Raw genomic sequence first — 19738 nt, 5'->3', positions numbered from 1 at the left:
CTCTCAGGTGTGAAGCGCCTGGCCAGTGGCCGGGGCGTTCTGGCGGCGGTGGAACACGCGTTCGAGTTGCAGGTAGATCACCGGTGTGGTGAACAGGGTCAGCACCTGGCTGAGCAGCAGTCCACCGACCACCGCGATCCCCAGCGGCTGGCGCAACTCGGCACCGGCGCCAAACCCGAACATCAGCGGCAGGGCACCGAACAAGGCGGCCAGGGTGGTCATCATGATCGGCCGAAAGCGCGTCAGGCAGGCGGTGTAAATCGCATCGTGTGGCGAAAGGCCCTGATTGCGATGCGCCTCCAGGGCAAAGTCGACCAGCAGGATGCCGTTCTTCTTGACGATACCAATCAGCAGCACCACGCCAATCAACGCCATGATCGAGAAGTCATGGCCCATCATCCACAACAGCAGCAGTGCGCCAATCCCCGCCGAGGGTAGCGTGGAGATGATCGTCAGCGGGTGGACGAAGCTCTCGTAAAGCACCCCGAGGATGATGTACACCGCCACCAGCGCGGCGAGGATCAGCCACGGCTGGTTGGCCAGCGAACTCTGGAACGCCTGCGCGGCGCCCTGGAAGGTGCCGATGATCGAGGTCGGCATGTCGATTTCGGCCTTGGCCTGCTCGACCATGCGCACCGCATCGCCCAGCGCGATGCCGGGGGCCAGATTGAATGACAGGTTGGCGGCCGGGAACATGCCGTCATGGCTGATCGACAACGGTCCCATCACCGGTGCACCGACACTGGCCACGGCAGACAGCGGCACCATCTCGTCGGTCAGCGGTGAGCGCAGGTAGAAGTAGCTCAGGCTTTCAGCGCGGCCACGTTGCCGGGCATCGAGTTCAAGAATCACCTTGTACTGGTTGGTGTCGGTCTGGAACTCACTGATCTGGCGCTGACCGAAGGCATCATAAAGGGCCTGGTCGACGTCGGCAGTGGTCAGCCCGAAGCGCGCCGCTGCACGCCGGTCGATGTCGATGTGAGTGATGCTGCCGCCCAATTGCAAGTCGTTGGACAGGTCGCGCAATGCCGGGTTTTCCCGCAGTTTTTCGGTCAGGCGCTGGGTCCACAGGTTGAGCTGCTCGCCATCGTTGCTCTTGAGCACGTATTGATACTGGCTGCGGCTGGGGCCAGGGCTGAGGTTGATGTCCTGGCCGGCGCGCAGGTACATGACGATGCCGGGCACCCTGGTCAATTGCGGACGAATCCGATCAATGAACTGACTGGCCGATACATCGCGTTCGCCACGCGGCTTGAGGGAAATCCAGAAGCGCCCGCTGGCCAGGGTCTGGTTGCTGCCCGAGGCACCCACCGAATGCGAGAACGCCTGGACCGCCGGGTCGGCGCTGACGATTCTGGCCAGTTCTTTATGCTTGGCGACCATGTCGGGATAAGAGATATCACCGGCCGCATCGGTGGTGCCCAACACCATGCCGGTGTCCTGCACCGGAAAGAAACCCTTGGGAATCAGCACGTAGCCGACCACCGCCAGGGCCACGGTCAGGCCGAATACCCCAAGGGTGATGCGCTGATGAGCCAGCGCCTTGCGCAGACCACGTTCGTAGAGGCTCAGCAGGCGTTCACCAAACCCCGGCTTGCTGTGTTGATCGTGGCTGGGCGCGCGCATGAGCAACGCTGCCAGGGTCGGTGCCAGCGTCAGCGACACCACCACGGAAATCAGGATGGTCGCGGTGGCGGTCAGGGCAAACTCCTTGAACAACCGGCCCACCACACCGCCCATGAACAGTAGCGGAATGAACGCGGCAACCAGCGAGAAGCTGATCGACACCACAGTGAAGCCGATTTCCCCCGAGCCCTTGATGGCCGCTTCGCGCATGCCTTCGCCGGCTTCCAGATGGCGGTGGATGTTCTCCACCACCACAATGGCATCGTCGACCACGAAGCCCACCGCAATCACGATCGCCACCAGGGTCAGGTTATTGAGGCTGAAGCCAAACAGGTACATCAGTGCGCAACTGGCGATCAGTGATACGGCCAGGACGCTGGTGACGATCAGGGTCGCTGACCACTGGCGCAGAAACAGCGCCATCACCGCGACCACCAGCAGCACTGCAATGCCCAGGGTCAGTTCCACTTCATGCAGCGAGGCGCGGATGGTGCGGGTGCGGTCATTGAGCACCGACACCTCCACCGAGGCCGGCAGCATCGCGGTCAGGCGCGGCAACTGGCCCAGCACCCGGTCGACGGTCTCGACGATATTGGCGCCCGGCTGGCGGAACACCACCAGGCTCAGGCCGGGCTGCTGACCGGACCAGGCCTGGACATAGGCGTTCTCGGCACCATGCACCACCTTCGCCACGTCCTTGAGGTAAACCGGCGCACCGTTGCGGTAGGCGACAATCAGTTGCGCGTAATCTTCAGGGTCGAACAACTGGTCGTTGGCCGACAGGGTCGAAACGCTGTCTTTGCCATACAGCGCGCCCTTGGCCAGGTTAAGGCTGGTCTGCTGCACCGCCTGACGAATGTCGGCCAGGGTCAGGCCGAGGGCGGCGAGCTTTTCCGGCGCGGCCTGGACGCGAATGGCCGGGCGCTGCTGGCCAGACACCGACACCTGGCCGACGCCTTCAATCTGGCTGAGCTGGCGGGCCAGCAGCGTCTCGGTCAGGTCGCTCAGTTCGGTGCCGGACATCAGCCCGGAGCTGACACTGAGGATCAGTACCGGGCTGTCGGCCGGGTTGACCTTGCGCCAGGTCGGCAGGTTGGGCATGTCGGCCGGCAGGCGTCCGGCTGCGGTGTTGATCGCCGCCTGAACTTCCTGGGCTGCGGTGTCGATGCTCTTGGTCAGGGCGAACTGCAAGGTCAGGCTGGTCGAGCCCAGCGCACTGCTGGAGGTCATCTGGGTCATGCCGGGAATCGCGCTGAACTGCACTTCCAGCGGGGTGGCCACCGAGGAGGCCATGGTCTGCGGGCTGGCGCCCGGCAATTGGGCGCTGACCTGAATGGTGGGGAATTCGGCTTCCGGCAGCGGCGCGACCGGCAGTCGGGTGAAGGCGATCAGGCCCAGCAATACCAGGGCGAAGGTCAGTAGCAAGGTGGCGACCGGGTGATCGATGCACCAGGCCGAGAGTGAACGCTGATGGCGGGTTGGGCTGTCGCTCATGGCTGCACCGCCGCCTGCACGGTATTCAGCGACTGCGGCTGGGCGGCGCTGGCGTCGACCCGGGTGCCGGCCTTGAGCCGCGACTGGCCGTCCTGGACCAGCACGTCACCGGGGCTGGCACCGCTGATCAGGGTCATGTCGCTGTTCTGGAACAGGACCTTGACCGGAACCACCTCGGCCTTGCTGTCGCGGATGCGGAACACATAATGCTGCTCCAGGCCGCGTTGCACCACTTGCGGCGGCACCTTGAGCGCATCGCGGGCCACATCGGTCTGGATTTTCACCGTGACCAGCTGGCCTGGCCATAGCGATTGATGAGGATTGTCGAAGCGTGCCTTGGCCCGAATGGTCCCGGTGCTGGGCGAGACCTGATTGTCAATCAGGCTCAGCTTGCCCTGGCCCAGCAAGGTGCCGTTCTGATCGTCGCCCAGCCAGGCCTGCACCGGGGCGCGCGAATCACTGGCAATCAGCCCTTGCAGGGTCGGCAGCATCTGCTGCGGCAGGGCGAACTCCACCGCGACCGGGTCGATCTGGGTCACGGAAAACAGCCCGTTGGCGTCGCTGACCCGCAGGAAGTTGCCTTCATCGACGTTGCGAATCCCGACCCGGCCAGTGACCGGTGACTGGATGCGGGTATAGGACAACTGCACCTGGGCTGCTTCAAGTGTGGCCTTGTTGGCCTGCACCGTGGCTTCAAGCTGGAAGACCTGCGCCTGTTGCTGGTCGAGGGTCTGCCGCGAGATGCCGTTGTCCTGGCTCAGGTCGCGGTAGCGCTTGAGGTCCAGGCGGGCGACATCCAACTGCGCCTGACTCTGTGCCAGTTGCGCCCTGGCTTGTTCTTGCGCGGCGCGAATCGCTCGGTCGTCGAGGGTCGCCAGCAGGTCGCCGGCCTTGACCTGTTGGCCTTCCTTGACCAGCACGCGGGTAAGGATGCCATCGACCTGTGGCCGGATCACCACGCTTTGCAACGACTGCACGGTGCCGATGCCAGTCACGAACAGCGGTACGTCCTCGGCCTTGAGGTCGATGACCTTGACCGGCACGGCGGCCAGCGGCGGCTTGCTTACAGCGCCAGGTCGGGTCAGCAGCCAGGCGCTGCTGCCCAGCGCAGCCAGGACGGCAACAGCCAGTACGGTTCGGGTCGATTTACGCATGTCGGGGAGGACGCCAGGAAAGTCAGTGGTCGGACGGCATGATCAGGGGTTTCTTATAACCTGCCAACCCGGTCAGCAGAATGACGGCTACCTGTCAGAAATGTCAGCAAAGCCGTCCGCTGTGAAGCAGTGCCGGTTTTTTCTGTTCAAACGCGTTAAGTTCATGGTGATACAGGCTTTGACTGCACGAATAAAACTGCATGCTTAAAGCAATAAAACTGTCGGTGATAGTGCAGTAACTTGTGCGGAAAAGTCCTACAGAATTTTCTTTATTTATGTGGCGGGCGGGAGTTTGTTCAACTTAACTCCATGGGGTTAACCCGAAAAGGCGGAGCAGGATCATGCGACTCGATACGACAGTTTCAGGTAACTTCAAAAGGCAGTTGGCGCGATCAGTCATGATGGTTTTACTGTCGCTGGGGGCTGTTAACGCTTATGCACAACACGGTGTTCTGGGCTTTCGTGGTCAAGTGGTTAACCCTACATGTGAGGTCGACGCCGCACTCGCGGTTCATCTGGTTGAGCATACCCGGCGTGGGCCGGTGCGTCCGGGGCTGGAGGCCAAAGCAGGCGCTGTCGCCAATGCCTGTATGGCCCAGGCGGTGCCTGTGAGTACCCACTTTCAGCCCCTTGTTGAGCCGGACTCACAGCGGGGTTCCGAATCTCGGGGGGTGCTGACCGTTACCTATCAATAGCCTGCTGGCCACTTTCCAAAACCAGCATGCTGCAGAGGTTAGTGCGAGGTTTATCACCGCTTGTTTGTCGAGCGCCTTGCTATTGGCGGCCTGCAGAGAGTCCTGGAATTGTCCTACGGAAACGGAGTTCAAGCTCAAGAGAACGTTCTTCCCAACCAAAGGAACGCAACTGACAGCTAATAAGGTTGTGGGGCCTTATAGTGAGCGCCGTCCACTAGCGGGCGAACACGAATAAGGGGTGTCGCTGAGCATGTTCTGCATGTTCAGTGGCAGCCATAACACAAGGAATGTTGTTAGCATGAAAAAACTGTCTTTGACTCTGGCTGTATGGGGTGCTTTGGGTCTGGGTCTTACAGGCACAGCCAATGCTGCCAATAACGGCAAGCTGGTGTTCAACGGTACCCTGACCAATATGACTTGCGATGTGGGGCCAGGTACGGGCGTCAGCCCGGGCACCGCGCCGGGTGAAATCAATGTTGATCTGGGCAATGTGTCGTTTGCCGATATCGGCCTGTCGGGTGAAAGCAAGCTACAGACGGCAACGCCGATCCAGCTGCTGATCAACTGCAGTGCCGGTGCCGACCAGTACAACACCGTCAAAATGCGCTTTGCCGCGCGTAATGGCAGCGGCCTGGACAACAACGACCAGACCTTGCTGCGTACCACCGGCGCGGCCGATGGGGTGGGCATTGGTCTGATCAACGGCTCCAGTGTGCTGATGGACCTCTCCGGCACCGAGACCATCGACAAGCCGCTGGTCAAGGATGGCGCCGGTGGCGCCACGGCGCAGCTCGACTTCGGTGCGGTGTACGTGCTCAACGGCACGGCGACCAATCCGGGTAATGCAGATGGCTTCATGCCTTTCGTGCTGGACTACGAGTGATGTCACTGGCAGGGCGATGCAGGTCGCCCTGCCGTTTCCTGACCGAGGCAACCGTCAGCATGTTCTTCTCTTTTTCGCGCGGCGCGCTGCTGCTCGCCGGCCTGCTGTGTCTGGGCAATGCCCAGGCGGGCATTGTGCTCAATACCACGCGGGTCATCTATCAGGGCCAGGACAAGGAGGTCAGTTTCGGTGTGCACAACAGTGGCGCCGGCGAGATTCTCGTGCAATCCTGGCTGGAGCCGTATGACCCTGCGGTGAATACCCCGCAGACCGGCCTCAGTGATCTGCCGTTTATCGTCACCCCGGCGCTGGCGCCGTTGCCCGGTGATGGCAAGCAACTGCTGCGGGTGATCTATTCCGGCAGCGGGCTGCCCACCGAGCGAGAATCAGTGCTGTGGCTCAATGTTCAGGAGATTCCCCGTAGCGCCGCTGAAAATACCCTGCAAATTGCCATTCGCCAGCGTATCAAGCTGTTTTTTCGTCCGGCCGGTCTGCGCGGCGATCCGCTGTTGGCCGCGCAGGGTCTGCAATGGCAACTGATCGGGCAGGATGCGCTGGAGGTGTTCAACCCCGGCCCTTTTCACGTTTCGATGTTGAACATCGGCGTACGCCAGGGCAGCAAGGCGCTGCTCAGCCAGGACAGCCGGATGCTCGCGCCGCAGCAACGCTGGCGCGTGCCGCTCAAACCGCGTTCCGGCAGCCAGCCGCTGGAGTTGAGCTTTATCAGCATCAATGATTTCGGCGGGCAGGAGACTTACCACGCCAGCTTGCAGGGTGGGGAGAGCGTCCAGGCCAGCAAATTCGAATCTCGTTAGCGGCGGCCATGGGGCTGCCTATTCGCTGAGCCTCGATGTCTGCGAGTGCTCGGTTGTCATGTGTTCGTTGCCGAACAGGGAAGTGCGACGCACCGGTTATCTTGAAGCAGAGTGAACAACAGCTAATGGAATGGCTCACACAGAATAACAAGGGATTCAGAACCCGGGCGCTGCGCGGCCCGGTCAAACGCCTGGCCAGGTCTGTCGCCGGGCTGTCTTTGTCACACCATCCGTTGCCGATCGGCTTCGGGCTGGGCCTGAGCCTGTCGTTCAGTGCCTGGGCGGCGCAACCCCAAGGGGACACCAAAGCGGGGCGTTTCAACACCGCGTTCATCCAGGGCAGTGACCAGCCGCCGGACCTCGAAGAATTTTTGCGCTCCAGCACCGTGCTGCCCGGTACTTATCGGGTCGATATTCACGTCAATCGCGCCCTGAGCGGGCGGCGCGACGTTCAGTTCGTGCGCAGCCCGCGCAGCGGTCGCGTCGAGCCCTGCCTGACCCTGCAGATGCTCAGTGACTTCGGTCTGGACCTGCAGAAGTTGCCGGCGGACCAGGAGTCGCGGCAAGCGCGGGAGCAAGCCTGCTATGACCTGAGCGGCCAGGTCGAGTTTGCCCGTATCGACTACCAGCCGGGTGCGCTGCGCCTGAACATCAGCGTGCCCCAGGCATTGATGGCGCGCAGCAGTCGCGGTTATGTATCGCCACAGCTATGGGATCAGGGCGAAACCGTCGGGTTCGTCAATTACACCTTCAATGCCGCCGCACGCAGCCAGCGTGGTCAGCGCAGCGAACAACAGTATCTGGGCTTGCGCAACGGTCTGAACCTGGGGGCCTGGCGGCTGCGTAATGAGTCATCACTGGTGCATGGCAGCGACCAGCCTTACCGGTTTCGTAGCAACCGGACCTTTGCCCAGCGCGACATTACCTCGCTCAAGAGCCAGTTGAGCCTGGGCGAAACCTTCAGTGAAGGACAGGTTTTCGACAGCGTGCGTTTCAAGGGCGCAGCGCTGGTGTCCGATGACGGCATGCTGCCTGATAGCGAGCGCGTCTATGCGCCGGTCATCCGCGGTACCGCAGAGAGCAACGCCACAGTCGAAGTGCGCCAGAGCGGCTTTTTGCTGTACAGCGGCAACGTCTCGCCAGGGCCTTTCGAGATCAGCGATATCTACCCCAGCGGCTCCAACGGCGACTTGCAGGTGACCATCATCGAGGCTGACGGACGCCGCCGCAGCTTCACTCAAGCCTATGCCTCGCTGCCGATCATGCTGCCCAGCGGAGCATTTCGCTACAGCTTGAGTGGCGGGCAAGTGGATAACTACGATGGCGCAGAGCAGGCGCCGAATTTTCTCGGCGCGGCGTGGATCTATGGCGTGAATGACGCGATCACCGGTTTTGGCGGTGTGCAGTGGGCCGAAGATTACCGTGCCGTCAATCTTGGCGCGGGCGTCAATACGCCACTGGGCGCGGTGTCGGCTGACCTGACTCATTCGGCCAGTCAGGTGCACGACCAACAGCGTCAGGGCCACAGCCTGCGGGTGCGTTATGCCAATACTCTGGAAGCCACCGCGACGACCCTGGCGGTGGCCGGTTATCGCTATAGCACCGAGCATTACCGCAGCCTCGGGCAGCACGTTGAGGAACTGGACGAGCGCACCGGCATTGCGCTGGTGGGCCGGGCCAGAGACCGGCTGGAGGTCAACCTGACCCAGACCCTGCCGCAGCTCACCGCCAGCCTGAGCCTGACGGCTTCGGAGCAGCGTTACTGGAACCTGCCGGGCAAGACTCGCCAGGCTTATCTGGCGTGGAACTCGGTGTGGCGCAACCTCAGTTACAGCCTGTCGCTGGAACGGACCCAGGCATGGAGCCGCTTTGGCGAGGGGCGTGACGACAATCGGCTTTCGCTCAGTGTGACGCTGCCGCTGGGCGATAGCGCCCGCGCATCGCGCTTGTCGTTCAATGCGTTGCGCGACAGCCAGGGCGAGTACAACACCCAGGCCGGGGTTTATGGTCAAGTGCTGGAGGAACGCGACACGTTCTACTCGGTGCAGGCCGGGCATGACAGCCGTTCCGGCAGCTTTGGGTCCGCCAAGGTCAACACCCTCAAACCCTATGGCCGCTTTGAGGCCGGCTACAGTCAGGGCCGCGATTACCGCAGCCTGCTGCTGGGGGCCAGCGGCTCGCTGGTGGCGCATGCCGGTGGGCTCAACCTTGGGCAGGCGCTGGGCGAAACCTTTGCGCTGATCGAAGTCCCGCAGGTCAGCGGCGCCAGCCTGGCGTCCTGGCGTCAGGTCGAAACCTCAGGCAACGGTTATGCGGTTCTGCCCTATGCCCAGCCGTACCGCACCAACTGGGTCAATCTGGACACCCGCCAGTTGGGTGCCGATGTCGATCTGGACAATGCCATCGGGCAACTGGTGCCGACTCGCGGTGCGGTGCCGGTGCTGCGTTTCAAGGCCGCACTCGGGCGCCGTGTGCAGTTCGAACTGCTGCGCGCCGATGGCAGTCGCCTGCCGCTGGGCGCCACGGTCGAGGACGGGCAGGGCAGGACGCTGGCGACTGTCGACCCGACCAGCCAGGCGTTGGTGCTCAGCGAACAGGACAGCGGCACCTTGTATGTGCGCTGGTCGACCCAGCGTTGTGCGGCGCCGTTCAGCTTGCCGGCCCGCGATGCACAGCGCGCTTATGAGCGAGTCAAGGTGGTCTGCCAATGAACCTCAAACGCTGGCTGGCGCTGTTGGGCCTGTGCGCGATGGTGCCTGCTCAGGCCACGGTTTCGCTGCTCGGCACACGGTTGATCCTTGGTGCAGGTAACGAGGTGAGTATCGAGGCACACAACCGCAGCGACCAGGAGGTGCTGCTGCAAGCCTGGCTGGCGCTGCCGGGCAGCAGCGATGAAGCGGCTGTTGCCTCAGACCGCCCGTTACCTTTCGTCGTGACCCCGGCGCTGCTGCGTCTGCCTGGCCTGGGGCGGCAACAATTACGGGTGTTGTATCAGGGCCAGGGCATGCCGACAGACCGTGAGTCATTGGTCCATCTCTATGTTCTGGAGATACCACAGCGTTCCGAGGCCGGGCAGCAATTGAGTATCGCGGTGCGCCAGCGGATCAACGTATTCCATCGTCCGCCCGGTTTGCCCGGCGACCCGGCGCTGGCGCCCGTCGCATTGCGCTGGTCACTCAGCCATGAGGTGGCGGGCAGAGCACGTCTGCAGGTTAGCAACCCCACGGCTTTTCATGTGGCGCTGCTGGATCTGCAACTCGATGGCCGCGCGGTGCGCGACTACCTGTTGCTCGCACCGGGGCAACGCTTCGACTGGCCGACGCCGCCGCACGTAGCTCGCCAATTGACCTTCAAGGCGCTGACTGACTACGGCGGTCGGCGTGACTACTGCGCACAACCGACCGGCCAGGCCGCCTTCAGTGCGCGGCTGCTGGATACTCCATTGATGGCAGGAGACTGCTGATGTCCGATTCTCTCTTTGCTGCGCGGCGCTTGCGTGCCGTTGTCCTGCTGGCGTTGCTCAGCCCGGCGTCCTGTTTTGCTCTGGTGTGCAGCGTGCAGGGCTCCGGCGCGCCGGTTCTGCGCGGCGATCTGGGCAGTACCGTGGCGATTCCCGAGTCCTTGCCGCATGGCGAGGTGGTCTGGCGTTCCGAACGCCAAAGCGTCCTGATCGAATGTGCCCGCGAAGACCAGCAGGCGGTGGCCCAGGAAGTGTTCGTGCATTTGAACCCCGATAACCTGAACGTCGGCCAAGGGATTCGCGTGGGGTTGAGCGTGGGCGGTGCCGATCACTTTTCCGGGCGAATCGCCACCGGTCAGGTATTACCGGTCTGCCACGAAGGCGACTCCAACATAGAGGCCTGCCCCAGGGTCCGTTTCAACCTGGCTTTCTCGGTATTTGTGCAGAAGTTCGGTGCGACGCCGGTCTCCGGCGTGCCGGCAGACATTCCGGACTACCGGGTGTTTCAGCTCGGTGCGCAGAGTGGTCCGCAGAGTGGGGCAGGCAATAGCCTCAGTTATGTGCTGAACAATCTGACCGGGCTGCGCTTCATTGCCTGCGATGCGCAATTGCAGGTTTACCCGGCCAGCCTGGAGTTCGGCGCGCTGCCGATCAAGCAAGTGGTGGTCGGCAAGGTCTTCGATCAGCGATCGTTTTCCCTGTCGACCAATCGCAGCTGTGATTCGCCGTTCAGCCTCGATGCGCGGTTTCGCCCGGTCACCGGCAGCCTGGTGCAGGACTTGCTGGTGCCGGGCAACAATGCCTCACTGGGGATTCGCATCGTGCGGGCCGCCGACGGTCAGCCGTTACGCTACAACGAGTCGTTTCACCTGACCGACCTGTTGCAGGGAACACCCTCCAGCCAAGTCGATTTCGATGCACAACTGATCTGGCAGACACCGCGGCCGGTGCCGGGACCGTTTGCCGCTGAGGTGATGATCGATCTTTATTACAAATGACTCAGGTTGCCAGAGGTATGAACAGGTAAGGCGGCGTTTCGGGCGCGGCCAGCCGGGCGCCGGCCTGTTGCAAGGTGTCGTTGACCTGCTGGCCGGCGACATGAAAGGTCCACTCGGCCGCTGCCTGCTCGGCTGGATCAGCGCCATGAACCGCTTCGAGGGCAGCGCTGAAAGCGGACATCTCCGGTAGATAAGCGACGAACCCGTTGCCCTTGAGCGCCGTGGTATTGATCCCCAACAGCTGGCACACGGTCCGCTTGGCCGCAATGTCATCGCGGTCGGCCTGGCGGGATTGTTCGATCAGGGCAAGCAACTGCGGGTCGGCCAGGGTATTGCCGACAATCAGCTCCGGGCCCTGTTCCCAAGCGTGCGGCGGGCAATCCTTGGTGTGTGGACGCAACGGAATATGCGGGTTGATCTCCATTGGGTAGATACGGCACACCAGTGGCCGGCGCTCATAGATACGGCACAGCTGCTGCGCGTCAAGATTCCGGCAAGGTCCGACGTTATAGGCCGCGAAGGTGATGGCTATATACGCTCGGGCAGCGCCGCTGTTGACCAGAATCGAGCGGCGCGTGGCGTGCTGCCACTGCGCTTGGTCAACTCCATAGCCGTTGTCGAGAAAACCTTCAGTCAGGACGATCAGGGCACCGCCGTCAGCAGCCCACTGCCGGGCTTCGCTGAGGGTCAAAGGGACATGGTGGTCAGTGCAGCACTTGCCGCAGCCGACGCAGGAAAATCGGGTATTCATCGCGCCAGGAGTCGTCCATACCAGCGTTTGGGCTGAGCGTGCAGGCATGTACGCTCAACCTTTGGTTGGCAATGAATGAGGCAAGTTATATGCCAGCGCCTGTCAGCGCTTCTCGACGCTATCCCACTCAGTGACTGTGGCCTTGCCGGACTGGCGGTGATACAGGCACAGCTCCAGGCCTTTGCGATTGTTCATGTGCTTCTGTGGATAGCGACCTTGCAGCAGCAGGGCGTCATAACCAACCTGATCGTCGAAACGGGCCTGTTTGCCCAACACTTTGACGTCTTGCAACTGGCTTGTCTTCAGGCAGGCGGCTCGTTCGGTCTTGTCCAGCTGTTGCCAGGCATCAGGACTTGAGGCCTGGACCTGGCTCACCCCACAGGTCAGGGTCGCAAGTAACAACACAACGGTTCTCATGGCATCCATCCAGGCTCATTGGCAATGGGCGTTAGACTGGATTGCCCGAGCAAGGTTTCGTCGGCTGGCCGGGGGCAGTGCTCAGCGGGCATTCACGGTGCGGGCCGCTTCCAGTACGCAGCGGGTCAGTTCGGGCGAAGAGAACTTGGTCAACACCGCATCGGCCCCGGCAATCCTGGCTTTCTCGCTGTTCATCGCGCTGTCCAGCGAGGTGTGCAGCAGGATGTACAGGTCAGAGAAGTCTGGCGTTTCACGCAGGGTACGGGTCAGTGCATAACCGTCCATCTCTGACATCTCGATGTCGGAGATCAGTACGTTGATTTCGCCAGAGGTGCCTTTGAGTTCCAGCAGCACATCCATGGCCTCTCTGGCACTGCGCGCGGTGCGGCATTCGATACCGATATTGCGCAGGGTGATGATCGACTGCTGCAAGGCGACCTGGCTGTCGTCGACCACCAGAATTTGTACCGTGCCGAGCAGTTCGACTTCATGAGTGGTCAGTTGATCGGGCTCGACGACGATCTGCGCCGGTGCGATGCCATGGATGACCTTCTCGATATCGAGCACCTGAACCAGTACGCCATCGACCTGGGTGACGCCGGTGATGAAAGAGTGACGGCTGGAGCCGTAGGGTGGCGGGCGGATGTCGGTGGTCAGGCAGTGGACGATCTTGCTGACCGCCTGAACGTGCAGGCCCTGTTTGCTGCGGCTCACATCGGTGACGATCAGGCAGCCGGCATCCGGATCGGCCAATGGCCGCTCGCCAATGGCCCGGCTCAGGTCGATGACCGACAGCGATGCTCCGCGCAACGTGGCTACGCCTTTTACGTGCGGGTGGGATTCGGGCAGATGGGTCAGGGCCGGGCAGGGAATGATCTCGCTGACCTTCAACAGGTTGATTGCCATCAGCTTGCCGCTACGCAAGGTGAACAACAGCAGCGAGAGAGAATCCGCCCGGGCGTTCTTGGTGGACATAGGAACCTTATGGCAAATGGATATCGTCGAACGATGCGGGTCTTGACGTTATGATCCAGCGACCCTCTTGAGCTTTGTTAGAGAATAGTCGCCCGCAGCGATCTGGCCTGAGAGGCGTTTCACGGTTTGGCATTTTGCCGTAGAAGCGCAGGCGCATGGAACCTATAGTGGCAGTTGGACTTTATTGACGTCAAATATCGGACCGGTGTCGTGTGGCAAATGGTCGCATCCTTCTATATATAGAAGCGCGTGCGACAATAGGGCGCATGGTTATCCAGCCAGGTTTGGCTGCGGCAAATGCGCACAGTTTTTCGAGCTTGCCGTGGGGTGTGACAATTCATCGCAATGGCTTGCCAGGCAAATGCTCGTGCGACAAAAGGACGCAGCCTTCTATATATAAGGAAGGAATTCGTTATCGGCCGGCTGGTCTGCCACACGGGTGCCTGAGGCGCAGGGCGGCGACCATCCGGACGGCAAATCTTCCCGTATGGCGGCCCGGGCCTTGAGTCTCGGGCGCCTGCCGCCGATCATCGGCTGTTCCAGGGCGCCCCAGAGCGCTTGGCAGCCGTGGCCTAACAACTGAAAAGGTATGTGAATGAGCGACAACATGTTGTACCTGAAGCGCGAAAAGCGCTTTCTGGTCTTGCTGGGAATCATCTGCCTGTCGCTGATCGGCGGCGCGCTGTACATGCAGATCGTATTGGGCGAGGCGCCTTGCCCGCTGTGCATCCTGCAGCGCTACGCGCTGTTGCTGATCGCGCTGTTCGCCTTCATCGGCGCGGCCATGCCCGGCCGGCGCAGCACGACCCTGTTCGAAGCGCTGGTGGTGCTCAGCGCAATAGGCGGCATTGCGGCGGCTGGCCGGCACGTCTGGGTACTGGCCAACCCGGCGGTAAGCTGTGGAATCGACACCCTGCAACCGATCGTCGACGGACTCCCCCTGGCGTCGATGTTTCCCCTAGGCTTTCAGGTCAGCGGCTTCTGCTCCACACCTTATCCGCCGGTTCTGGGACTGTCGCTGGCGCAGTGGGCTCTGGTAGCATTCGTGCTTACTGCGATACTGGTCCCTCTGGGGATCGTACGTAACCGGCGTAAACCTCAAGGTTTACAAGGGCTTTAGTTTAGAAATGCCTCGTAGAACGAGGCATTTTTCATGATCGGGACAACAAAAATTTGCAATTGTTACCGATTCTGAGATTAACTGTTGCAGAATAAGGCATAGTCAATAAAAACTTACGTATCTACAATCGCCCGCAGTTATCGTCCAGCCTGGCTTGGCGATTAGCTGTTTTGAGGCCGGGAGCGCTGCTCGTACTCTGAATTAGCCGCGCAACGCTGGCCTCCAAGCGCACTGAATGGCCGCGCTTAAGGTGATTATTCTGCCTGGCAGGTGATCTCCAGCCGTTCAAGATAAGAATCCAAGTTAAACCGGATTTGTCGTTTCGCTACCGCGTTCTGGCAGGCCCTTGTTCAATTCAAAAAAACATGCCGGCACTGGCAGGGTGAAGTGTTGGCGGTCGAAACCCAACAGCACCGCGAAAGCTGCTTTTAGAGGTCGTGAGATGAGTAAAAATAGGTACCCCAGGTTTTTTGGCTACTTGGCCCTGTTCAGTATGCTTCTGCTCAGTGGTTGTGATGGCTTTCCGCTGCTCGATCCGAAAGGGCAGGTGGGTATCGAGCAACGCAACCTGATCGTTATCGCTACGCTGCTGATGCTGATCGTGGTGATCCCGGTCATTTTCATGACCATCATCTTCGCCTGGAAATATCGCGCGTCGAACAAGGCTGCCAAGTACACGCCTGACTGGTCGCACTCCACCAAGATCGAAGTCGCGGTCTGGGGCGTGCCGATCATCCTGCTGATCTTCCTGGGCTACTTCACCTACGTCTCGACCCACAAGCTGGACCCTTACCGTCCGCTGGAGTCCGAGGTCAAGCCGGTGGTCATCCAGGCGGTGTCGCTGGACTGGAAATGGCTGTTCATCTACCCGGAAGAGGGTATTGCCACGGTCAACCACATCGTCTTCCCGGCCAACACGCCGATCAATTTCCAGGTTACCTCTGACAGCGTAATGAACTCGTTGTTCATTCCGGGTCTGGGCGGCCAGATCTATGCGATGGCGGGCATGCACACCAAGCTGCACCTGATCGCCAACGAGAATCACGAGTTCAACGGTATTTCCGCCAACTACAGTGGCGCGGGTTTCACCGGCATGAAGTTCAAGGCGATCTCGACCAGCCAGGCCGATTACCAGGCGTGGATCAAGGAAGTCAAGAATTCACCAAAGCAGCTTGACTCGGCTGAATACGCAGCCTTGCTCAAACCTAGCGAGCGTCACCCCGTAGAACTCTATTCCTCGGTCACCCCTGATCTGTTCCAGGTCATCATCGACAAGTACGAGGGCATGAACCACGGGCCGAGCAAGCAAAGCATCCGTGATAAGCAAGTCACCGGTACCGATGGTGCGCAAAACAGCAAGAATTCAGCTGCTGGGGCAGAGGAGTAAACAATGTTAGGCAAATTAAGTCTGGAAGCGATTCCGTACCACGAGCCGATAGTCATGGTGACCCTCGCCATGGTCGCCCTTGGCGGTCTGGCGCTGGCCGGCGCTATCACCTACTTCAAGAAGTGGGGTTACCTGTGGACCGAGTGGCTGACTTCGGTCGACCACAAGAAAATCGGCGTGATGTACATCATCGTCGCCATGGTCATGCTGCTGCGCGGTTTTGCCGACGCAATCATGATGCGTACCCAATTGGCCATGGCGCAGAATGGCGCCGAAGGCTTCCTGCCGCCTGAACACTATGACCAGATCTTCACCGCTCACGGTGTGATCATGATCATCTTCATGGCGATGCCTTTCTTCACCGGCCTGATGAACATCGTTCTGCCACTGCAGATCGGTGCGCGTGACGTTGCCTTCCCGTTCCTGAACTCGCTGAGCTTCTGGCTGCTGGTCGCCGGCATGCTGCTGATCAACATCTCTCTGGGTGTTGGTGAGTTCGCCAAGACCGGCTGGGTTGCCTATCCGCCTCTGTCCGGGCTGCAATACAGCCCTGGCGTCGGTGTCGACTACTACATCTGGGCACTACAGCTATCAGGGTTGGGTACGACGCTGACCGGCGTCAACTTCCTGGTTACCGTACTGAAGATGCGCACCCCTGGCATGAAGCTGATGGACATGCCGATCTTCACCTGGACCTGCACCTTCGCCAACGTCCTGATCGTGGCTTCGTTCCCGATTCTGACTGCGTGTCTGGCGCTGCTGACCCTCGACCGTTACCTGGACTTCCACATTTTCACGAACGAACTGGGCGGCAACCCAATGATGTACGTGAACCTGTTCTGGGCCTGGGGTCACCCTGAGGTTTACATCCTGGTACTGCCGGCGTTCGGCGTGTTCTCGGAAGTGGTTTCGACCTTCTCCGGCAAGCGTCTGTTCGGCCACAAGTCGATGATCTACGCATCGGGCGGTATCTGCGTACTGGGCTTCGTGGTCTGGCTGCACCACTTCTTCACCATGGGTGCGGGCGCCAGCGTCAACGCCTTCTTCGGTCTGGCGACCATGCTGATTGCCATCCCGACCGGTGTGAAACTGTTCAACTGGCTGTTCACCATCTATCAGGGCCGTCTGCGCTTCACCGCGCCGATCATGTGGACCCTGGGCTTCATGATCACCTTCTCGATCGGTGGTATGACCGGCGTTCTGCTGGCCATCCCGGGCGCTGACTTCGTGCTGCACAACAGCCTGTTCGTTATCGCTCACTTCCACAACGTGATCATCGGTGGTGCGGTATTCGGTTACATCGCAGGCTTCGCGTTCTGGTTCCCGAAAGCGTTCGGCTTCAAGCTGCACGAAGGCTGGGGCAAGGCTGCGTTCTGGTTCTGGCTGAGCGGCTTCTTCGTGGCCTTCATGCCACTGTACGCGCTGGGCTTCCTGGGCATGACCCGTCGTCTGAACGCGACCGATATGCCTGAGTGGAACATCTACCTGAACGTTGCTCTGTTCGGTGCGTTCCTGATCGCTGCCGGTATCGCTTCGCAACTGATCCAGCTGTTCGTCAGTATCCGCGACCGCAACAAGAACCTCGACCTGACCGGTGACCCATGGAATGGCCACACCCTGGAATGGTCCACTTCGTCGCCACCGCCGTTCTACAACTTCGCAGAACTGCCGAAGGCTGATGACATCGACGCATTCACCGAAGCCAAGCGCAACGGTACTGCCTACAAGGTTCCGGCCAAGTATTCGGCGATCCACATGCCTAATAACACCGCGACCGGCATGTACATGGGTCTGCTGCTGACCGTGTTCGGTTTCGCCTTCATCTGGCACATCTGGTGGCTGGTAGGTGCGAGCCTGGTAGCAACCATCGCCGTCTTCGTTGCTCACGCTGCACGTGATGACCAGGGCTACATGGTCCCGGCCGAGGAAGTTGCGCGTATCGAAGCTGAGCATCACAAGGTCCTGGCGGCCCAAGGTGCATACACTCCTGCCAAGTCTTCGATGGAACAGGTCTAACATGTCGAACATTGCTATCAACTCCGGAGCCCATGGTCACGACCACGATCACGGGCATGACGAACACCACGACAGTGGTGGCATGACGATCTACGGCTTCTGGCTGTATCTGATGACCGACTGCGTGCTGTTCGCATCGTTCTTCGCGGTCTACGCCGTGATGATGAACAGCGTCGCCGGCGGCCCGACCGGCCAGGACATCTTCCTGCTGCCGTTCGTGGCCGTGGAAACCGCGTTCCTGCTGGTCAGCTCCATCACTTATGGCTTTGCCATGCTGGCGCTGTACAAAGGTAACAAGAGTGGTGTCCTGCGCTGGCTGGCAGTGACTTTCGTGTGCGGTGCAGCGTTCATCGCGATGGAAGTCTACGAGTTCCATCACCTGATCCACGAAGGCTACGGTCCTAGCCGCAGCGGCTTCCTGTCGGCGTTCTTCTCGCTGGTAGGTCTGCACGGTCTGCACGTGACCAGCGGTCTGATCTGGATGGGCATCATGATGTATCAGGTCCAGAAAAAGGGCCTGACCAACACCAACAAGACCCGCCTGAGCTGCCTGAGCCTGTTCTGGCACTTCCTGGACGTGGTCTGGATTGGCGTGTTCACCATTGTTTACCTGTTGGGGGCCCTGTAAATGGCTAGTTCGCATAACTCCCACGACGAGCAGGGTCACGGTTCGGTCAAGGACTATGTCATCGGCTTCGTGCTGTCGATCATCCTGACTGCCATTCCGTTCGCCCTGGTGATGTCGCCGGTTCTGCCGAAAGACACCACTATCTGGATCATCATGCTGTTCGCGATCATCCAGATCCTGGTTCACCTGCGCTACTTCCTGCACCTGGACTTCTCGGCTGCTCAGCGCAACAACGTGATGGCGTTTGTCTTCACTGCGCTGGTGATCGTGTTCCTGGTGGGCCTGTCGGTGTGGATCATCTTCAGCATCCACCGCGAAATGATGGCGCAGTGAGGAAATACTGATGTCACTGAAGCACTTTATCCAAATCACCAAGCCGGGGATCATTTTCGGTAACGTGCTTTCGGTGGCAGGTGGCTTTTTCCTGGCGTCCAAGGGGGATATCGATTTCGTCGTGTTTCTGGCGGCGGTACTCGGTACTTCCCTGGTCGTGGCTTCAGGTTGTGTATTCAACAACTGCATTGACCGCGATATCGACCAGCGCATGGAGCGCACCCGTGAGCGGGCTCTGGTTCAGGGGCTTGTGTCCCTGAAACTGGCCCTTGCCTACGGAGCTGTTCTCGGTGCGCTGGGCGTGTGGCTGCTGTATACCTATGCCAACCCGCTGTCGGCACTGCTGGTAGTGATCGGTTTCGTGATTTATGTCGGTCTGTACAGCCTGTACTTCAAGCGCAAGTCGGTGCACGGCACGCTGATCGGTAGCCTGTCGGGGGCAATGCCTCCGGTGGTCGGCTACTGCGCAGTGAGCAACAACTTCGACTTTGCGGCGTTGACCCTGCTGGTGATGTTCAGCCTGTGGCAAATGCCTCACTCGTACGCCATCGCGATCTTCCGCTTCAACGACTATCGTGCAGCGAAGATCCCGGTTCTGCCGGTCAAGCGTGGCATCCTGGTGACCAAGCGCCATATCCTGCTGTACATCCTGGCGTTTCTGGTGGCGACCCTGATGCTGACGGTTGGCGGCTACGCCGGCCTGAACTACCTCGCGGTCGCTGCCGGTCTGGGCATGTACTGGCTGTATATGGCCTGGAAAGGCTACAAGGCTGCTGATGACACCGTCTGGGCACGCAAGCTGTTCGTGTTCTCCATCGTCACCATCACCGCGCTGAGCGTGATGATGTCGGTGGACTTTCAGGTAACCAAAGAGATTCTGGTGACCTACGCGTTCTGATGCTTGCCTGAGCGGTACAAAAAACCCTGTTCTTGAACAGGGTTTTTTTATGCCTGCTGTTTGGGCCCTGGCCAGCCGCAATGGCAAA

Annotated in this window: 16 protein-coding genes; 11 read left to right on the top strand and 5 right to left on the bottom strand. The window is 60.4% G+C overall.

All coding sequences use genetic code 11. The features are described from left to right. Positions 1–3 precede the first annotated feature (3 nt). A complete protein-coding gene (locus tag PSCI_RS03350; RefSeq protein WP_045482803.1) occupies positions 4–3120 on the bottom strand; it encodes a multidrug efflux RND transporter permease subunit in 3117 nt (1038 codons plus the stop codon). Next, entirely contained in the window at positions 3117–4274 is a 1158-nt protein-coding gene (locus tag PSCI_RS03345; protein ID WP_045482800.1) for an efflux RND transporter periplasmic adaptor subunit, read from the bottom strand. The genes PSCI_RS03350 and PSCI_RS03345 overlap by 4 nt, the downstream gene beginning before the upstream one ends. 993 nt (positions 4275–5267) lie before the next feature. On the opposite strand from PSCI_RS03345, the gene PSCI_RS03335 reads away from it, so the two are divergent. The 5 genes from PSCI_RS03335 to PSCI_RS03315 all read left to right on the top strand — a co-directional run bounded on the left by PSCI_RS03335 (position 5268) and on the right by PSCI_RS03315 (position 11125). Further along, positions 5268–5852: a fimbrial protein gene (locus PSCI_RS03335; protein ID WP_045482794.1), complete on the top strand. Its 585-nt coding sequence runs from the start codon at positions 5268–5270 to the stop codon at positions 5850–5852. Positions 5853–5911: 59 nt separating this feature from the next. Further along, positions 5912–6667: a fimbrial biogenesis chaperone gene (locus PSCI_RS03330; RefSeq protein ID WP_045493757.1), complete on the top strand. Its 756-nt coding sequence runs from the start codon at positions 5912–5914 to the stop codon at positions 6665–6667. A gap of 239 nt (positions 6668–6906) precedes the next feature. After that, the gene (locus PSCI_RS03325) at positions 6907–9378 is read left to right on the top strand and encodes a fimbria/pilus outer membrane usher protein (protein WP_045493754.1); all 2472 of its coding nucleotides are present in this window, start codon (positions 6907–6909) and stop codon (positions 9376–9378) included. Then, positions 9375–10130, top strand: coding sequence for a fimbrial biogenesis chaperone (locus PSCI_RS03320; protein WP_045482791.1), 756 nt, complete (start codon positions 9375–9377; stop codon positions 10128–10130). The genes PSCI_RS03325 and PSCI_RS03320 overlap by 4 nt, the downstream gene beginning before the upstream one ends. Then, on the top strand, positions 10130–11125 hold the full coding sequence (locus PSCI_RS03315; RefSeq protein ID WP_045482788.1) for a fimbrial protein: 996 nt from the start codon (positions 10130–10132) through the stop codon (positions 11123–11125). Before PSCI_RS03320 ends, PSCI_RS03315 begins: the two co-directional genes overlap by 1 nt. A gap of 1 nt (position 11126) precedes the next feature. Here PSCI_RS03315 and PSCI_RS03310 read toward each other — a convergent pair whose 3' ends face one another. The 3 genes from PSCI_RS03310 to PSCI_RS03300 form a co-directional block, all read right to left on the bottom strand. Beyond that, the gene (locus PSCI_RS03310; protein ID WP_045482786.1) at positions 11127–11876 is read right to left on the bottom strand and encodes a YkgJ family cysteine cluster protein; all 750 of its coding nucleotides are present in this window, start codon (positions 11874–11876) and stop codon (positions 11127–11129) included. Positions 11877–11978: 102 nt separating this feature from the next. Further along, positions 11979–12293 (bottom strand): hypothetical protein, encoded by a 315-nt coding sequence (locus tag PSCI_RS03305; RefSeq protein ID WP_045493749.1) that lies wholly within the window; start codon positions 12291–12293, stop codon positions 11979–11981. 81 nt (positions 12294–12374) lie between these two features. After that, positions 12375–13268 carry a chemotaxis protein gene (locus tag PSCI_RS03300; protein WP_045482783.1) on the bottom strand — a complete coding sequence of 298 codons (894 nt, stop codon included), beginning with the start codon at positions 13266–13268 and terminating at the stop codon, positions 12375–12377. A 595-nt stretch (positions 13269–13863) separates the two neighbouring features. Between PSCI_RS03300 and PSCI_RS03295 the strand changes: the two genes are divergently transcribed. The 6 genes from PSCI_RS03295 (at position 13864) to cyoE (ending at position 19650) form a co-directional block, all read left to right on the top strand. Beyond that, complete coding sequence (locus tag PSCI_RS03295; RefSeq protein ID WP_045482780.1) at positions 13864–14388, top strand: disulfide bond formation protein B; 525 nt, start codon at positions 13864–13866, stop codon at positions 14386–14388. 442 nt (positions 14389–14830) lie between these two features. Beyond that, complete coding sequence (gene cyoA, locus PSCI_RS03290; RefSeq protein ID WP_045482777.1) at positions 14831–15775, top strand: ubiquinol oxidase subunit II; 945 nt, start codon at positions 14831–14833, stop codon at positions 15773–15775. Between the two features lie 3 nt (positions 15776–15778). Then, the gene (gene cyoB / locus PSCI_RS03285) at positions 15779–17791 is read left to right on the top strand and encodes a cytochrome o ubiquinol oxidase subunit I (RefSeq protein WP_045482774.1); all 2013 of its coding nucleotides are present in this window, start codon (positions 15779–15781) and stop codon (positions 17789–17791) included. Position 17792: 1 nt separating this feature from the next. After that, positions 17793–18419, top strand: a complete 627-nt coding sequence (gene cyoC / locus PSCI_RS03280; RefSeq protein ID WP_045482772.1) for a cytochrome o ubiquinol oxidase subunit III — start codon at positions 17793–17795, stop codon at positions 18417–18419. After that, a complete protein-coding gene (cyoD, locus tag PSCI_RS03275; protein WP_045482769.1) occupies positions 18420–18752 on the top strand; it encodes a cytochrome o ubiquinol oxidase subunit IV in 333 nt (110 codons plus the stop codon). Between the two features lie 10 nt (positions 18753–18762). Beyond that, complete coding sequence (gene cyoE, locus PSCI_RS03270) at positions 18763–19650, top strand: heme o synthase (protein WP_045482766.1); 888 nt, start codon at positions 18763–18765, stop codon at positions 19648–19650. Positions 19651–19738: the final 88 nt, after the last annotated feature.

The organism is Pseudomonas sp. StFLB209 (assembly GCF_000829415.1).
Classification (GTDB): domain Bacteria; phylum Pseudomonadota; class Gammaproteobacteria; order Pseudomonadales; family Pseudomonadaceae; genus Aquipseudomonas.
Note: the sequence above shows the minus strand (reverse complement) of the source record. Positions and strands in the feature narration are given on the sequence as shown.

Coding starts and splice junctions, on each gene's coding strand:
- PSCI_RS03350 (WP_045482803.1), bottom strand. CDS start 3,120: ATGAGCGACAGCCCAACCCGCCATCAGCGTTCACTCTCGGCCTGGTGC.
- PSCI_RS03345 (WP_045482800.1), bottom strand. CDS start 4,274: ATGCGTAAATCGACCCGAACCGTACTGGCTGTTGCCGTCCTGGCTGCG.
- PSCI_RS03335 (WP_045482794.1), top strand. CDS start 5,268: ATGAAAAAACTGTCTTTGACTCTGGCTGTATGGGGTGCTTTGGGTCTG.
- PSCI_RS03330 (WP_045493757.1), top strand. CDS start 5,912: ATGTTCTTCTCTTTTTCGCGCGGCGCGCTGCTGCTCGCCGGCCTGCTG.
- PSCI_RS03320 (WP_045482791.1), top strand. CDS start 9,375: ATGAACCTCAAACGCTGGCTGGCGCTGTTGGGCCTGTGCGCGATGGTG.
- PSCI_RS03315 (WP_045482788.1), top strand. CDS start 10,130: ATGTCCGATTCTCTCTTTGCTGCGCGGCGCTTGCGTGCCGTTGTCCTG.
- PSCI_RS03310 (WP_045482786.1), bottom strand. CDS start 11,876: ATGAATACCCGATTTTCCTGCGTCGGCTGCGGCAAGTGCTGCACTGAC.
- PSCI_RS03305 (WP_045493749.1), bottom strand. CDS start 12,293: ATGAGAACCGTTGTGTTGTTACTTGCGACCCTGACCTGTGGGGTGAGC.
- PSCI_RS03300 (WP_045482783.1), bottom strand. CDS start 13,268: ATGTCCACCAAGAACGCCCGGGCGGATTCTCTCTCGCTGCTGTTGTTC.
- PSCI_RS03295 (WP_045482780.1), top strand. CDS start 13,864: ATGAGCGACAACATGTTGTACCTGAAGCGCGAAAAGCGCTTTCTGGTC.
- cyoA (WP_045482777.1), top strand. CDS start 14,831: ATGAGTAAAAATAGGTACCCCAGGTTTTTTGGCTACTTGGCCCTGTTC.
- cyoB (WP_045482774.1), top strand. CDS start 15,779: ATGTTAGGCAAATTAAGTCTGGAAGCGATTCCGTACCACGAGCCGATA.
- cyoC (WP_045482772.1), top strand. CDS start 17,793: ATGTCGAACATTGCTATCAACTCCGGAGCCCATGGTCACGACCACGAT.
- cyoD (WP_045482769.1), top strand. CDS start 18,420: ATGGCTAGTTCGCATAACTCCCACGACGAGCAGGGTCACGGTTCGGTC.
- cyoE (WP_045482766.1), top strand. CDS start 18,763: ATGTCACTGAAGCACTTTATCCAAATCACCAAGCCGGGGATCATTTTC.